The organism is Nonomuraea sp. NPDC004186 (genome assembly GCF_053603495.1).
Genome location: NZ_JBSGFQ010000042.1, coordinates 22264 through 37223, shown reverse-complemented (window position 1 = coordinate 37223; position 14960 = coordinate 22264). Strand labels below are relative to the sequence as shown.

Annotated in this window: 17 protein-coding genes and 1 pseudogene; 7 read left to right on the top strand and 11 right to left on the bottom strand. The window is 66.6% G+C overall.

The annotated features are described in order from the left end of the window. The first annotated feature begins 76 nt into the window (after positions 1 to 76). Together ACWEPL_RS30755 and ACWEPL_RS30750 are read left to right on the top strand one after the other, a co-directional pair. Complete coding sequence (locus ACWEPL_RS30755) at positions 77 to 685, top strand: TetR/AcrR family transcriptional regulator (RefSeq protein ID WP_350736214.1); 609 nt, start codon at positions 77 to 79, stop codon at positions 683 to 685. A gap of 974 nt (positions 686 to 1659) precedes the next feature. Further along, positions 1660 to 1773: pseudogene (locus tag ACWEPL_RS30750) on the top strand (transposase); the annotation flags it as partial. Between the two features lie 92 nt (positions 1774 to 1865). Here the strand turns inward: ACWEPL_RS30750 and ACWEPL_RS30745 are convergent. Both ACWEPL_RS30745 and ACWEPL_RS30740 read right to left on the bottom strand, forming a co-directional pair. Beyond that, positions 1866 to 2603 (bottom strand): SDR family NAD(P)-dependent oxidoreductase, encoded by a 738-nt coding sequence (locus tag ACWEPL_RS30745; protein WP_452438214.1) that lies wholly within the window; start codon positions 2601 to 2603, stop codon positions 1866 to 1868. Between the two features lie 11 nt (positions 2604 to 2614). Beyond that, complete coding sequence (locus ACWEPL_RS30740) at positions 2615 to 3490, bottom strand: SDR family oxidoreductase (protein WP_452438213.1); 876 nt, start codon at positions 3488 to 3490, stop codon at positions 2615 to 2617. A 128-nt stretch (positions 3491 to 3618) separates the two neighbouring features. Here ACWEPL_RS30740 and ACWEPL_RS30735 point away from each other — a divergent pair, with 128 nt between their 5' ends. Further along, positions 3619 to 4164, top strand: a complete 546-nt coding sequence (locus ACWEPL_RS30735; protein WP_452438212.1) for a TetR/AcrR family transcriptional regulator — start codon at positions 3619 to 3621, stop codon at positions 4162 to 4164. Between the two features lie 373 nt (positions 4165 to 4537). Here ACWEPL_RS30735 and ACWEPL_RS30730 read toward each other — a convergent pair whose 3' ends face one another. The 6 genes from ACWEPL_RS30730 to ACWEPL_RS30705 all read right to left on the bottom strand — a co-directional run bounded on the left by ACWEPL_RS30730 (position 4538) and on the right by ACWEPL_RS30705 (position 7685). Continuing rightward, positions 4538 to 4702 carry a hypothetical protein gene (locus ACWEPL_RS30730; protein ID WP_452438211.1) on the bottom strand — a complete coding sequence of 55 codons (165 nt, stop codon included), beginning with the start codon at positions 4700 to 4702 and terminating at the stop codon, positions 4538 to 4540. Between the two features lie 26 nt (positions 4703 to 4728). After that, the gene (locus ACWEPL_RS30725; RefSeq protein ID WP_452438262.1) at positions 4729 to 5055 is read right to left on the bottom strand and encodes a hypothetical protein; all 327 of its coding nucleotides are present in this window, start codon (positions 5053 to 5055) and stop codon (positions 4729 to 4731) included. Beyond that, positions 4979 to 5215: a transposase gene (locus ACWEPL_RS30720; protein ID WP_452438210.1), complete on the bottom strand. Its 237-nt coding sequence runs from the start codon at positions 5213 to 5215 to the stop codon at positions 4979 to 4981. Before ACWEPL_RS30720 ends, ACWEPL_RS30725 begins: the two co-directional genes overlap by 77 nt. A 736-nt stretch (positions 5216 to 5951) precedes the next feature. Then, entirely contained in the window at positions 5952 to 6299 is a 348-nt protein-coding gene (locus tag ACWEPL_RS30715; RefSeq protein WP_355199773.1) for a hypothetical protein, read from the bottom strand. Positions 6300 to 6334: 35 nt separating this feature from the next. After that, positions 6335 to 6724, bottom strand: coding sequence for a DUF2690 domain-containing protein (locus ACWEPL_RS30710; protein ID WP_452438209.1), 390 nt, complete (start codon positions 6722 to 6724; stop codon positions 6335 to 6337). Positions 6725 to 7196: 472 nt separating this feature from the next. Then, the gene (locus ACWEPL_RS30705; protein ID WP_452438208.1) at positions 7197 to 7685 is read right to left on the bottom strand and encodes a hypothetical protein; all 489 of its coding nucleotides are present in this window, start codon (positions 7683 to 7685) and stop codon (positions 7197 to 7199) included. Between the two features lie 474 nt (positions 7686 to 8159). Between ACWEPL_RS30705 and ACWEPL_RS30700 the strand changes: the two genes are divergently transcribed. After that, positions 8160 to 8333, top strand: a complete 174-nt coding sequence (locus ACWEPL_RS30700; RefSeq protein ID WP_452438207.1) for a hypothetical protein — start codon at positions 8160 to 8162, stop codon at positions 8331 to 8333. 44 nt (positions 8334 to 8377) lie between these two features. Here the strand turns inward: ACWEPL_RS30700 and ACWEPL_RS30695 are convergent, their stop codons facing one another. Then, complete coding sequence (locus ACWEPL_RS30695; RefSeq protein WP_452438206.1) at positions 8378 to 8650, bottom strand: hypothetical protein; 273 nt, start codon at positions 8648 to 8650, stop codon at positions 8378 to 8380. 840 nt (positions 8651 to 9490) lie between these two features. Between ACWEPL_RS30695 and ACWEPL_RS30690 the strand changes: the two genes are divergently transcribed. Together ACWEPL_RS30690 and ACWEPL_RS30685 are read left to right on the top strand one after the other, a co-directional pair. Then, positions 9491 to 10369: a hypothetical protein gene (locus ACWEPL_RS30690; protein ID WP_452438205.1), complete on the top strand. Its 879-nt coding sequence runs from the start codon at positions 9491 to 9493 to the stop codon at positions 10367 to 10369. Between the two features lie 291 nt (positions 10370 to 10660). Then, on the top strand, positions 10661 to 11173 hold the full coding sequence (locus tag ACWEPL_RS30685) for a SecDF P1 head subdomain-containing protein (RefSeq protein WP_452438204.1): 513 nt from the start codon (positions 10661 to 10663) through the stop codon (positions 11171 to 11173). Positions 11174 to 11239: 66 nt separating this feature from the next. Here the strand turns inward: ACWEPL_RS30685 and ACWEPL_RS30680 are convergent, their stop codons facing one another. Both ACWEPL_RS30680 and ACWEPL_RS30675 read right to left on the bottom strand, forming a co-directional pair. Further along, positions 11240 to 11656 (bottom strand): hypothetical protein, encoded by a 417-nt coding sequence (locus ACWEPL_RS30680; RefSeq protein WP_452438203.1) that lies wholly within the window; start codon positions 11654 to 11656, stop codon positions 11240 to 11242. Positions 11657 to 12443: 787 nt separating this feature from the next. Beyond that, positions 12444 to 13622, bottom strand: coding sequence for an MFS transporter (locus tag ACWEPL_RS30675; protein ID WP_452438202.1), 1179 nt, complete (start codon positions 13620 to 13622; stop codon positions 12444 to 12446). 101 nt (positions 13623 to 13723) lie between these two features. Here ACWEPL_RS30675 and ACWEPL_RS30670 point away from each other — a divergent pair, with 101 nt between their 5' ends. Continuing rightward, complete coding sequence (locus ACWEPL_RS30670) at positions 13724 to 14713, top strand: DUF5937 family protein (RefSeq protein WP_452438201.1); 990 nt, start codon at positions 13724 to 13726, stop codon at positions 14711 to 14713. Positions 14714 to 14960: the final 247 nt, after the last annotated feature.

Sequence of the window (14960 nt, the reverse complement as noted above, 5' to 3'; positions counted from 1 at the left end):
TTTTGCAGCGATCGCTACAGAAGTCCGACGTTAGCACTTCTGTAGCGATCGCTGCAAAAGACGGTAGGCTGAAGGAGTGGGGAGAAAGCAGAGCGGCCCCATGGGCCGGCCGCGAAAATTCGACGCCGACGAAGCTCTCGAGCGCGCCGTGCTGACCTTCTGGGAGCATGGCTACGAGGGGGCCAGCACGGCCCACCTGGCGGACGCGATGGGCATCTCCACCACCAGCATGTACGCAGCCTTCGGCAACAAGGAAGAACTGTTCCGCAAGGCCCTGGAGCGCTACACCGAGGGCCCGAGCGCATACCTGGTGCAGGCTCTGGAGGAGCCGACCGCCCTCGGCGTCGCCACCGCGATCCTGGCCGGCACCGTTCGAACCACCACCCGCCCGGCCCATCCCCACGGGTGCCTGGGCGTCCAGGGCGCCCTGGCCGCCAGCGACTCCGGGCGTGAAGTCCGCGACCTTCTCGTCGCCTGGCGCAACAGTTCCTACTCCTGTGTTCGAGAGCGGTTCCAGCGAGCCGTCGACGACGGCGACCTTCCTCCGGAAACCGATCCGGGGCTCCTGGCCCGGTACGTCACCACTCTGGCGTTCGGTATCGCCGTGCAGGCCGCGAGCGGTGTCGGCCGCGACGAACTCCAGGAGTTGGCCGACGCCGCCCTACGCAACTGGCCGCTCTCCTGACGAAACACAGTTTCGCGCTGTGAGCTGGGGTTTCGCTGCACGATCAGAGCGGCGGCTGCCATCATCGCGAGGTGGTGTTGTCGCTTGTCTGCCGGTTGATGAGGGAGCTTGTTCGGCCTGCTGGCGGTGCCGGTCCGCTCTGATCTGTTCAAGAACGTTGAGCTGCTGGTGCTTCGTCAGGAGAACCGAGTGCTCCGCCATCAACTTGGTGGCCGGCTCCGGTTTGCGGCGTTGTCCCGGCTGATCCACCGCCGCCGGTGGGCGGAGCTGTTCCCGCTCACCCCGGCGACAATCCTGCGTCGGCACCGTGAACTCGTAGCGCGTAAGTGGACCTTCACCGGCAGGAGCCGCCCGGGACGGCCCAGCACCCGTCGGCCGGTCAAGGCGCTGATCGTGCGGATGGCGCGGGAGAATCCGACCTGGGGCTTAGGAGCTGGCGGCAGTTCCTGGCCGCCCAGGCGCACGCGATCGTCGCGTGTGACCTCCTGGTGGTCGAGACGGTACTGCTCAAACGGCTGCATGTGCTGGTCCTCATCGAGGTGGCGACGCGGCGTGTGCACGTCCCGGGCGTGACCACGAACCCGACCGGCGCTTGGACGGCCCAGCAGGCCCGTATAACCTGCTCATGGACCTCGGCGAGCGGCTCGGCTCCCTCCGCTTCCTCATCCGCGATCGAGATGCCACGTACATCAGTATCTTCGACGCCGTTTTCACCGGCGCGGGCGTGACGGCGCTCTCGGGGCAACTGCTATTCCGAGCGATGGGTGCGCACCGTACGAGCCGAGTGCTACGCCTGCGCTACCGCGTCTTCCCCTGTGTGAACATCTCCTGGTGGGCTCCCCCGAACCGCAACGGACCTCGAACGCCCGAAGTGTTCAGGGGAGCCCACCCGCACAGATGACACCGCCACCAGCGAGTCCTCCGATGGGCACTTTCAACGAGCAGAACTGAGCAGTTCAGCGAGCGCCATCAGGGACCGCTTCACGCCGTTCTTCGCCTTCTTCCCCGCGGTCCGCAAGCTGCTCTACGCCACCAACCGCATCGAGGACCTGAACTATCAGCTGCGCAAGGCCACCAAGGCTCGCGGGCTCGTGCGTGGCAGTGCCGGAGGCGCTACGTGGTCACGGCTGAACAATGGTGAGCTTGATTGCCCCCGATCCGGTGATGAGCTTGCCTGTTGTCAGGCGATGGCGCCGAGCATGTAGCCGCCGTCAGCGAGGACTTCGGAGCCGGTGGCGAAGCGCGCTTGGTCGGAGGCGGTGAAAAGGATGAAGTCGGCGATCTCGTCGGGGGCTGCGTTGCGGGGGACGGCGAGGTTGTCGATGGGGACGATCGGGTTGCCGTCGGGGTCGTAGGCCAGGGGCGTTTCGATGATGCCGGGATGGACGGCGTTGACGCGGATGTTGTCGCGGGCGAGTTCTTTGGCGGCAGCGCGCATGAGCCCGCGCAGTGCCCATTTGCTGCTGCTGTAGGCGACGAGGCCGGGCGCGGCGGTGAGCCCGGCGATGGAGTTGACGTTGACGATGGCGCCGCCGCCGGCTTTGCGCATGGACGGGGCCGCAGCGCGGATGCCGAGCAGTGCGCCGGTGAGGTTGGTATCGAGCACCCGCCGGAACTCGTCGAGCGGGATGCTCTCAGTGGTGCCGATGCGCAGGTAGGCGGCGTTGTTGACCAAGATGTCCAATGGTCCGAAGTGTTCCTCGGTCCGGGTGATCGCCTCGGCCCACTCTGTCTCGCTGGTGACGTCGAGGCGGACGCCAAGGCTGTTGCCGCCGACCTTCTCGGCTACCTCGTCGTAGCGGCTGCGGGACGCGGCGACGACGTTCGCGCCGGCCTGCGCGAATTGGACGGACAGCGTGGTGCCCAGCGCGCCGGAGGCACCGGTGATCAGGACGGTCTTGCCGGTGAAATCGAACATGACGGGCTCCTTCAGTGGGAGGTGGAGGTGGTGAGGGCAGGTGCGTGGACGACGTCGTCGGCGTCGGTGGAGTAGGCAAGGCTTCGCCCGGCCTCCAGGGCTTCGAGGCGGCCGCGCAGGGCTGTGGTCGCCAGCTCGTAGGCGTCGGAGCCCAGCGTCAGGCGGAGCGGCGCCTCGGCCTGGTCGGCGGAGGCGATGATGGCCGCCGCCATCTTGACGGGGTCTCCTGGTGTGAGCAGCGGTGGCAGTTCGCCGGAGAGCACGCGTCGCAGCTGCCCGGACGGGCCGTCGGCGTATTCGGGCAGCGGTGCGCCGAGGACTGCGTTGCCAGCGCCGAAGTTGGTGCGGGACATGCCGGGCTCGACGATCGTGACGCCGATGCCGAACGGCGCGAGCTCGGCGGCGGACGACTCCCAGAATCCCTCGATTCCCCACTTGGTGGCGTGGTAGAGGCTCATGGCAGGGAAGGCGATCTGGCCGCCGACGCTGGCGATCTGGATATAGCGTCCGCCGCCCTGCCGGCGCAGATGCGGGGTGGCGGCGCGGGCGAGCTGGATCGAGGCGGTGAGGTTGGTCGCGATCTGCCGGTCGATCTGCTCGTCGGTGAGTTCCTCGGGTGCCCCGAACAGGCCGTAGCCGGCGTTGGACACCACGATGTCGATGCGGCCGAGGTCGGTGAACGCGCGGTCCACGACCTGACGCAGCGCTGTCGTGTCGGTGACGTCCAGGCGGGCTCGCCACAGTTGCCGGCCGTAGCGGGCCGCCAGGCCATCGAGGGACTCCAGGCGTCGTGCGGTGGCGGCGACCCGGTCTCCCCGGGCGAGCAGTTGTTCGGTGAGTTCACGGCCGAAGCCGGAGGAGGTTCCGGTGATGAACCAGGTGCGCATGAGGGCTCCCTTTCGTTGGTAACTAACTAGATATATTCATACGGCATGCCATGCCGTATGTAAATCCCTGGATAGTTATGTACGATGAGTGGATGCCACCTGACGCGACCGAGACCAAGCGGCGACTCATGAAAGCGGCGGTCGACGAGTTCGCCCGGTACGGTCTAGCCGGTGCCCGGGTCGACCGCATCGCCGAGAATGCCGCGGCCAACAAGCGGTCGATCTACATGCACTTCGGCACCAAGGAAGAGCTGTTCGACAAGGTTGTCGCCGACACCTTCCTGGAGCTCGCGGCATCGATCCCCTTCGGCGACGATCACCTGATCGGCTACGCCGGCGACCTGTTCGACCGCCTGGAGAAGTGGCCGCACGTCCGGCGGCTCTACCTGTGGGCAGGGCTGGAACGAGAACAGTCCTTCGAGCCCGAGGTCGCGGGATACCGCGCGAGGGTCGTCGCGATCGCGGCCGCTCAGCAAGCGGGCAAGCTTCGCGCCGACATCCCGCCGGCAGAGCTCATGGCCATGGTGATCGGAGTGGTGATCAGCTGGGACAGCGCCGCCTGGTCGCTGAAGGCGCTGCAATCGGAATTCGGTTTCCACGATCTCGCCAGCCGCCGGGCCGCGGTGGTGAGCGCCGTGGCCGGGCTCGTTCAGCCACCCCGACCCCACTCCTGAGAACCATCCAACGACACGTGGAACGGCGCCGGCATCATCCGGGCCGGAAACGGCTGGATGACCGGCTGGCGTTGCGGGGCATCTTGTTCGTGCTCTACATCGCGGCAACGTCACCCGCGTTCATTGGGGAGGGTTGGTCGCAGGACGCGAGTTGGACCGAGGCGCCGTCGCTGCCCGAGCCGGCGAAGCGGGCAGTGCCAGCTCAGCCGCTCAGCCGCTCGGCCGCTCGGCCGAGTCGGGCCCGTAGCTGGTGGCCAGCCCCGCAGGGCCATGTCGGCCACCTGCTGGAGGTCGGCTCGAGTGGCGCCGCCGGCAGCTTGGACGGCGATGCCGTTTGCCACGGTCGTCCTGCCAATTCGCGGCTGGCCACTGATCAGCTGGCGATCCGGTAGTGCGCATTCGCTTTCGGGGCCTTTGGTGGACTCGTGATGACCCTCAGGCCGGCGTCGACGAAGACCGCGTCGAAGGCACCGGCGAACTGGCCGCCACGGTCGCGGATCAGGAAATTCAGCTCCGTCATGTCGGTGCCGGTGTTCATCAAGAAGTTGCGAGCGGCCTGAGCCGTCAACGTGCCGGTGGGATTGGCAGTGACGCCGAGCAGAGGGCACGACGGCTGCCGCGTTCGGGCATGATCAAGGCATACAGGCGTGTGAGGTTGATGGTGTCCACATGGAGGAAGTCGATACGCTCGGCCTGGGCGGTCAGGAATTGCTTCCATGTCGGACCGTTACGGCGCGCAGCGGGGTCGATCCCGGCCTGCTTCAGTCTGTTCCAGACGGTGGAGGCGGCGATCGTGTGGCCGAGGCGGGTCAGTTCACCATGGATACGCCGGTGACCCCAGCTCGGGTTCTCCGCGGCCACGCGCAGAATAAGTGCCTTGACCGCAGCCACGGTCGATGCGGTCTTGCCGTCGCCAGGTGTAGATCGTCTGGGTGCTGATGTCCAGGTCACGGGCCAGCTCGGTAGCCGTGCGGCCCGCTCGGGTAGGTCCAGCACCTTGCACCGGAACTCCGGCGGGTAGCCCCGTCGTCCCATGCCACTTTCCTCTCATCAAGTGGCACAAGAATCCAGAAATCCACCTCCACTCAACCCGTGACGCGGTACACGGTCCTGGCCCGCTCCAGCAACCCCTCAGCCGCCAAATAGCGATCCCGGAATCACGCCATCGAGCGATGCGAGTCGCAGAGTGCGGTCACCGCCACCGTGACCACGACCACGACCGCCATCGCCTGTTACTGTCGTCGGGCCGACCTTGATCGGCGTTCTTGCCCTTCTTCCTGCCGCTCTCCAGCAATACAGCGATACCGATGGCGATCAATATGCCGATGGCGGAGATGATCCAGCCTGCCGGGTCCATCTGAGTTCCCTCTCTGGGCTCTGTCCTCTCAGCGATACTGGTTCGGCGGGCCCGTCTGCGGTGCGACGAGCCCGCCGTTCGGCAAACCTCTCGACGTACCCGTCCCCGACGGGCAAAACCCTTTCAGCGAGCGAAACTCAGCGGAGCACGCAGGGACACCGAGCTCCGTCATCTGATGGGCCTTGCGAAAGACCTCGATCACGGCGGCCGGCGTGCCGATATCAGACGGCGGGTCGCCGCCCACCGCGATAAGGTCCGCGTCGTAGCCAGGCGCAATCCTGCCCCTGCGCTCTCCCGTACCGCGGCCCGCGTCTCCTCGGGGTGCGTATGGGCCTCATCGTCAACCCCCGATCTTGGATGAGGCCGTCTCGGGGCCCTGAGGAACGTCCGGGATCGGATCGGGCGCTGGAGTCGGGTCATGAGCAGGTCGTCAACACTTCTTCAGGTTGTAGAACGTGCCGGGCGACCTGTAGTAGTGGGTCCGATACCCACCAGGTCTGATGGTCCAGCACGGTCCATTGGGCCACCAGGCGATCCTCGCCCGCACTTGCTTCGTCTGCCCGCACTTGTTCTTGATCGTGACGCTACGGTAGAAGCCGACGTCGTTGATCCAGATGTCGTAGCAGGACACCTTCGCGCCAACCCTGCCTGACAGGTTCCCGGACCGCGCGGCTGGTGCCGTGGCACCGTCTGTGCCGGCGTGAGCAGTGCCCACGAAGCCGACTCCGGCGAGGGCGCCGGCCAGCACGAGGGCTCCCCCTATGATCGCGATACGCACAGTGTTTCCCTCCTTTTGTCGGGGCGCCGCGTGGGTTAGCCGCAGGCCTTCGGAGTGGTGCCGCTGCCCTTGTTGGCGCGGCCGATCCCGGTCGTCACACTGCCCGTGGCCTTGGCACAGACGCCGCTGGGGGCGTAGACCATGTTGCCCCAGTGGTGCCCGCCGTTCCCGGGGCGGTAGCTGAAGGATCTGCTCGTCTTGCTGGTAAAGACCGTGATGGCACCGGAACCGCTCTTGGCGACCGATACCTCGCCCCAGTTGGTGCCGCAGCGACGAGAGTAGAACAGCCAGATCGTGCCCAGGCTGTCGCCCACCTCGTTCTTCAGCGAGGCCTTCTTCCCGGTGTTCACCTTGGTGCTGGCGCACCCGGTCGTGTAGGGGTCCTTTCCGTCGTAGGGGTGAGCGCTCGCTGGTGCTGTGGTCATCACGACCGATGAGATCGCCGCTACGGACACCGCAACCGCTGCTCTATGGATCTTCACGTCGAACCAACTCCTTTGCGACAGGCCCAGGCATGCAGGACGGCCAGAAAGCACTCCGCATGCCCAGGGGTTCTTTTGGTCGACGACGGTTTGCCACACCCCACGCTGACCACCGTGGATGGGTCCGATTCGAACCCTGGTACCGTCGCCGACGGACTGAAAACGCCCCCTCACCACGTGGCCATGTGTCGACGCCGGCTTGAAGCAGGTGCCCCTTCCGGGCCACCGCCTGAGCACGACGCGGGCCACTCAGACCATGCGATGGGGTTGCGGATGAGCCGTTGTAGCCAGTTCTCACACCGGGCCCATCGAGATCTTCCGAATGAAACCGCAGGTGAAGGGCTTACCGGACGGCACCTGACCGACTCGGACAGCCACCGGCCACCTGCGTCGACAACCCTGCGGGTCAAGCCAACTAGTGGCAGGCGACGCCCGTGAGGCTACGACGACCGTTGTAGCTCTCGTGAGGGCCAGTGGCGTCCTCGTGCATGGCGTGGATGCTCACGCACAAGTTCTTCCCGTAGACCTTGACCGGGCCGGCGTAGTACTTGAAGCTGCCCTCTTCCCGGTCGTGGTTGTTCTTGATGGCGTCCTCGGCGTAGCGCTCGTTGTACATCTCGATGGACAGCGGGGTCTTCTCGCCGTAGCGGGCCTGTCCGGGGCGCTTGACCAGGGCGGCGCAGTTCCAGCCGCTGGCCGGGTTGTAGAACAGCTTGATGTCGCTGCGGTAGTAGGTTTCGCCGGTGAGCAGGTCCTTCAGCGGCACTCGCCAGCTTCCCACGAGGTTGCCGCGGCAGCCGTAGGCGCCCGCGTTCGCCGCCGACGGAACCGCGATCGCCGTCGCCGAGACCGTCGTTGCCGCCGTGAGGATCGTGAGGATTCGCTTGAACGTGCTGTTGCTCATGGTGTGACGGCGGGCCTGCTTGTCCGATGGGGCGTCGCCCGGCCCGTGGTCCCGTCTCTGGGCATGCGCCGTTTCCCTGTCTACCCTCTGGGACATTCGCCGCGAAAGTCTGTGCCGAAATGCACACTAAACCATCCTTCTTTCATTCGCGGCTCTGGGTGCACCGGTGCTCACCCGTACAGGAACGTCAGGAGGGGTTCGGTGGCACCTTCTTAGCCGGCAGGCACACCTCGTCGGCCGGGCGAGCCGTTGCGCACGCCGAAGTGCATCCCGACTCCCATCGGACTCATACAGCGGCTTCGCTCAGGCGGTCGTTGAGGAGGCGTCCAGGTTCCGGCCGTAGTAGTCGGGAAGCCGAATACCACCCGAGGTGGTCAGCGGCTCAGGCCGGGCCCGCGATCGACGTCGCGGCCGGGCGGCGGCCGGTAGGCCTGGCGGCTTGCACGCTCGTGCTGCCGCCCGGGTGTAAGGCGGGTGGGATCGTCAGTCCGGCTCTCGGCCGAGAGCCAGGTCGCACTCGACCGCGAAGAGGCACAGCAGGGGCGGCTGCGGCGCTACTACCGCCTGACCGACGACGGCGCCGAGTCCCTGCGCGCGGAGGCCTGCGCCTGCCGGAAAGTCCATCCATGCAGTTCAAGCGGCATGTGAGTACTCGTGGAGAACCTCGCCGAGCCGATCTCGTCGGCGTATATTCAGGTTATCGATTCGCTTCGGATCCGTGATCGGATCTGGGACGGTACGCAGCGGAGCCGCTTGAGCCCGGGCTTGGTGGGCTCGGTGCTCGTTGTAGAAGTGTTCGTACTCGCGCAGGGCGTGCCCAGGTGGCGTTCGTTCCAGATCAGGCAGCGGTCGAGCAGCTCACGGCGGCACGACTGCACCCATCGCTCCATGACCGCGTTCATACGCGGCATCCGGGTGCCGGTCCGCACGGTCTGGATGCCGGCGTCGGGCAGGATCTCGTCCATGAGAGCCGGGAACTTGGCATCCCGGTCTCGGATCAGGTAGCGCGCCCGGCCCGTTCAAGGTGATGTTCTCGATGAAATCGCAGGCCAACAGGGCGTCAACTGGCGAGCGCAGGAAGTCGGCCCACGTCGTGGACGCCCTCTCGGGCGCCGGATCAAGCCCTTCCCGCTTGAGGATCTCCCAGATCGTGGACGGGGCGATCTTGATGCCGAGCGTGGTGAGTTCACCGTGCACCCGCCGATATCCCCACGAGGGATTTTCACGAACCAGTCGCAGCACGAGGACACGAATGGAGCGAACCGTGGGCGGGCGCCCTCGCCTGTTCGGCCGGCAGGTCTGGGCGTGACGCCGTTTCATCAGATCGCGGCGTCCCGGACGAGCAGCCGTACCTGGCGTGGGACCCCCCGTGGCAGCGATGTCAGCAGCGCGGCCAGGAAGGCTCGGTCCTCGGGCATGAACCTCACTCTGGCATCGGCGCCGAGTTGCCGTTCAAGCACGGTGATCCGATGGCGCAGGGCGAGTATCTCGACGTCCTTGTCCCGATTGCCATGGGTAGCAGCCGCAGCGCGGCGAAGGCGTTCCTAACGGTGGCATAGGCCAGGCGAAGGAGCACGGCCGATCATCATGCCGCACCCGCCCCCTCCTGAAGATCGGAGCTCGCGCACGCCACGCGAAGCTCTCACAGGGTGGATGTAATTATCGGCAGGCGCACAGGTGGAGTTGACGGATGCCGCCTTCGGCTCCGATCTTGGTGGTGCAGAATGCTCAACCATGACGGCTTTGTGCGCACTAGTCGGCGGGCGTGAGACTCCGTCCCGTTTGCAGCGTCTTTGGGCGAAAGCATGAGGTGGCGGCTCGCAGCCTCAATCGTTTGCGCGCTGGTCGCTGCGGTGCTGGCCGCCGCACAGATCCTCGCCGCGCACCGCTTGGGCATCAACGAATGGACGACCGCAGGGGGTTCGTACTCGGAGTACATCGACTGGGACCACGCAGTAACTCGTTCCACCTGGTATCCGGCCGCTTCCACACTGGTCGCCTCCGCGATCACGTACCGCGTGTTTCAGCATGCGCCGTGGTCGTGGCTGTGGCTGCCGCCGGCGGCTTGGCTCGGCTCCTGTCTGACCGCTACCCCGCTTCTGTACGGCCTGGCATCCGCAGCGCCGGAAGACGGCATCAACTCCAGCCCACTCGAGGTGGCCTGGGCGACCATCTTCGGCGGCGTGATCGGCGTCGCCGCTGCGATGGCGGCGCTGCGGTATCGGGAGATCGGGGTCGGCCTGCTGGCCTACACCCTGTGGGTCTCCCTCCTGGAATTCGCCAGACCGTGGTGGTGGGACAGGGCGCCCGCCTTCGACCCCATGCTCACGGAAGGCGGGCTGAGTAGCAAGACCGGTCAGTACGTGGTGGAGGCGAACTTCATCGAGGCCGGTGGGATCACTGCCGGGCTGTTCGGACCAGTCATGGTCAGCGGAATCATCGCGGCGTGGGCGGCGGCACAGCACGGCCGATGGAAGAGCGGTGTCCAAGCGGGCGTGGCCGGCCCGCTTCTGCTCTCCTCTGTCTATCTCACGATCGACCCAGGCTTGGACAACCAGGACAGCATTCAGGCCACTCTGTGGGCCTACTCCCTGCTGGCGGTGGTGATCGGGCTGTGCGTCAGCATGCTCACCGCCACCGTCGCCCAGATCATCGCGAAACGGAAACAGGCCGGTGTCTGTTAGTTCCGGACCCCAAATCCGGCTGTGAAGGAAGGAGGCGGCGGGCGGGATTGGCGGCCAGCAGATTTCTCACCGACATTTCTCGACTGCATTGGCCAAGAATGCTGTCCAAACTGATGTCCTCTGTCATCGACAGGCTGACCAATGTCACTGGAAGTTGATGGCCATAAGGTTCAGCCGCCATAGTTTGACCGAGAGGCTCCCGTCGTCATGAGTGGAAGTGGAGAACTCCCTGACAGTCATACGAGAAGGGATGGCTCGCCTCGTGGGAGAGGTTCTGTGAGACGTGTTCATGTGATCGCTATTGTCGCGGGAACGATCGTCACTCTTGGGCTGGCAGTCGTCATGATCTTCATGACGGCCAGAGTGCTCACAGCGATGACCGGAGCGCCCCGATCTGAGCCGCACGTGACGTCCTTTGCGCTGCTGCCCGTGCTTGAGACGTCCTCCATTCCCTGCGCTACGGGTACGGTGGGCGCTCTCGACGGCACCTCGTGTTACAAGCTCGGCCAGGGCATGACCGACATCACAGCAGAGAAGGCGGCAGCCGGCCTGTCCGGAGGGGTGACCTGGGTAGTCCAAGTCACGCTCGACAACACCGACAGTGCCAAGTTCGCCGCGCTGACATCGGCCCTGTACCAGCTGCCCGCCCCGCGGAACCAGCTCGCCATCGTCATCGACGGCAAAGTGGTCACCGCCCCGGCCATTACACAGCCGATTTCTGGTCCCGTGCTGGAGATCAGTGGTGCCTTCACCCAGAAGGACGCCAGCGACCTAGCCAGCCGGCTGACTGGCGTGCCTGACTGACCGATGCCTTCGCCAACCTATGTGATTACGCACTCTGAGTCGCAGGAAGGTGCCTGGGAGACGCAATCAGGCTTCGACGAAATCAGCGGCCCGCGCGGCGGTTTCCCGTTCGGCGGTGCGGAGGAAGTCGGCGACCTTGCCCGGCATGTCGAGGGCGACTGACAGCTCCGGGGACGGGCTGTCTCGTCGGGGGGGGACCATGACACTGACGGCGAGCAGGTTCATCGACCGGGCCAGACTGCACGGGCCCGTCACCCCGCTGATCGAAATCTTCGGGTAATCCTGCGTGGCGGTCATCGGAGGGGAGAGGATTCCGGCGCCGGGGCGCTCCTCGGCGAAGCCGGGCGCTACGAGGCGGCGGTGGGAGGCCACATCATCGATAGGCTCCCACTCCATGAATCCGCTGTATCCGTTGATGTTGGTAGCGGCGGTGGCCAGACCGACCGCGGTGGCCACCGAGAAGTGGAGCCTGGTGGTGGCCACGGCCGGCGATGGTGTCCTGCTGCCCAGTGCGCGCTGCACCCGCAGGGCGTCCAGGGCGCCGACTCCCTGCCCGCCGTTGGAGATCGGCACCAGCAGCCCGGGGCCGCCGTGGTCTGTGATGCGGCCCGCCGCAGGCCCCGCAGGCGCGTTCCCGGGTTCCGGGTGCGCGCCTGCTGCCAGGGATGTCAGTGCTGGCCCGGCAGTCACGGAGAAGCGGCCCTACGCGAAGGTCGCCAGGGCCGCGCACCGGGCGGACCGCGCTCCCGGGGACTTGATGGCGCTGCTGGAAGGGTGGCGGGTCTCGGAGTTGGAGCGGCTGCGCCGGCCGCCGACGCGGACCCCGGGCGCGCGGGGATCGTGAACGTCACCAGGCCCTCGGCGACCGCGACGCCGCCCTCCGCATCACCGGCGCAGAGCTGGTCGAGGTCGGCGCGCAGGGGCTTCGCCTCCGCAATCGTTGTCTTGGATTCTCCCCTCTTCTCGCAGGTCAGAGCGAGGTGATCTTTTAAGGCATGTTGGCTGGCGTTGAAGGCATGTTGCATCGATGGCGGAACCGATGTCGGCGCTGGGGCTGGCTTGGTCAGCGGGTGCGGCGGCGGGCGGAGTCGTGCTCGGCGGTGATGCGAGCGGAGATTTCTTCGCCCAGGCGGATGTCGTGGCCGGAGGCCGGCCAGGTGGGGTGTTCACGACAGGTTGGACCAGCGGCTGAGACTGGGCTACGAAGATCGCTTCCCTCGAGGGCGCCGATCGTTTCTCGCCACCGCCGCCCCATGAGGCCCTCGGCGATTCAGTGACGCATGGCACGGATCAGTACAGGCATCGCGACGAGCAAGGCGATTCCTCTCAGCGCCCCCGCGACCGGGTACGGCGCGCGCAGCCCGAACGCGTGCGCCACCAGCCCCCCGGCCAGTGCCCCGAGCGGGATCAGCCCCCAGCCGAGCATCCTGTAGACGCTGTTCACCCGGCCGAGCATCTCGGACGGCACGATCCGTTGCCGGAGGCTGACGGTCACGATGCTCCAGAGCGTGGTCACGAAGCCGTTGACGGCTAGCAAGGCGCCGAGCACGATCACGTTCGGGCTCAGCCCGATCCCGACGAAGATGACGACGTTCGTGATGAGCGCGGCAAGGAGCGCGGAGAGCTCGCCCATCCTCTGGACGAGGCGCGCGCTGACCAGCCCGCCGAGCAGACTGCCGATCGCGGCGCCGGCGAGCAGCAGCCCGTAACCGGGCGCATCCAGGCGCAGTGTCTGAGTCGCCAGGAGAACCAGGGAGACGTTGCCGAGCTGAAAGCAGAAGGTGTTGACGCCGAGCAGGATGGCGAGGGTACGCAACAGCCGGTGACGGGCCAGCCAGCGCAGGCCGTCCGCGATCGCCGTCCGCATCGGTGGATGTTCGATTCGCTCGCGCCTGCGCCTGGGCAACGTCGCCAGCAGCGCGGCGGACAGGACGAACGAGGCGGCGTCCACACTGAACGGCAACGCCACGGCGACCGCGAACAGCAGGCTGCCGGCCGGTGGCCCCGCGAACTGCAAGCCGACCGTGGTGATGACCTGCTGATGGCCGTTCGCCTTGTGCAGCAGCGACTCGTCGACGATGTCCGGCAGCACCGCCTGGGCGGCGTTGGCGAAAACGACCGTACACGCTCCTAGCCCGAAGGCGATGATGGCGAGCACCGGGATGCCGATCTGGCCGAAAGCGGCAAGGACCGCGATGACAGCGGCGATCAACGCCTGGATCGCCTGAGCGCGCCACATGAGGGCGACGCGGTCGTGCCGGTCGACGAGCGCGCCGGCGGGCAGGGACAGCAGCAGCCAGGGAAGGTATGTCGCCGCGGACACGATCGACACGAGCCGGGGGTCGCGTGTGACCGTGACGGCCAGCAGGGGAACAGCCGCGGCGAACGCCCCGGCGCCGACGCTGTTGATACCGGTCGCCCACCACAACCGCCAGTAGCCCGCAGACAAGCGTGGCTCGGTCTCACGTTGCGTGTTCCGTGCCATGTGGTGATCTTCAGCTGCCGGGCGCCGTCACGACAGTATTTAGGCGAGTGCTACATAATCGATCTGTGGCGCTGCTGATCGATCTTGGTGTGGCCGAGTTGGCGGCGACCCGGTTCGCGATCTCGCCGCTGTCGGAGACCGTGTCCGGCTTGCAGCAGCTGGGTGATCTTGATCGGAACCCGCTCCACCTGCGGTGGCTGCGGTGGGCGGCGGATGAGCTCGCCAGAAATCCCCTGGATCTCTCGTATACATGGCCGCTGATCGTCAGCGACCGGCCGAACTGGCCGGAGTTCCTCGTTCCTGCCCCGCTCGGCTCGGGGGCATCCATCGACGACGACCTTGCCGCGTTGCGCAGGACACCCGCATCTCAAGTGCGGATCAGCCTCCGGCGCGTGTTCGGCGAGGACCTCCCCGCCCCGGCCGCCGCGCTCGCTGAACAGCCGGCGGCAGGGCTGCGTGCGATCGCCGCGGAACTGCGTACGGCGCACGACCGGCTCATCGCGCCGCACTGGTCACGGATCCGGGCCGTCCTCGATGCGGATGTCATCCATCGGGCCAAGCAGATGGCTGCGGGCGGTGCCGAGAGGTTGTTCGCCGACCTGCATCCGGATCTGCGCTGGCGCGATGGCCGGTTGATACTGGGGGGAGCACGCTGGCGGGTCGAGCGTGTCGTGGAGCGCGGTCCGGGTGGGCTGGTGCTCATGCCGGTGGTTCTCGGCTCACCCTACGCGCTGATCAAGAAGAGGACGTCCACGCAGACCACAGTGCACTATCCGGCACGAGGCGTCGGGGCGCTGTGGACCGCCGGAACGCGGGCACCCGCGGGCAGCACGGTCCGGCTGCTCGGTCGGGCGCGCGCCGAACTGCTTGAGGCACTGCGGTCCCCCGCAACGACGACGGACTTGGCCCGAGTACTCGGGATCATGCCCAGCGCCGTGTCACGACACCTCCGCGTACTGCGCGAGAGCGGGCTGGTCACCCGCGAGCGATCCGGGCGCAGCGTCTTGTATATGACGACTGCTCTTGGGGCTTCCCTGAGCGGGACAGTCATCTAGGAAGTATCTCGTGGATCATTGAACCGGGCCACGGAGCCAGATCCTGATCGAGACGATGCCGACAGCGCCCTGGTAGATACGTTCACGCTTGTCAGTGCGGCGGGCGCGCCGGGGAAACGGATCAGCCGCGAGGCTGACACCACGCCCCGGTCCGACCCAACCCTGTTGCAGTTCCCGCAGCAGCCTCGCCGAGCGGGAACATCCGGCCTCGAAGATGTACCCCGGGGTGGCGGTCGGATGGTGCGAG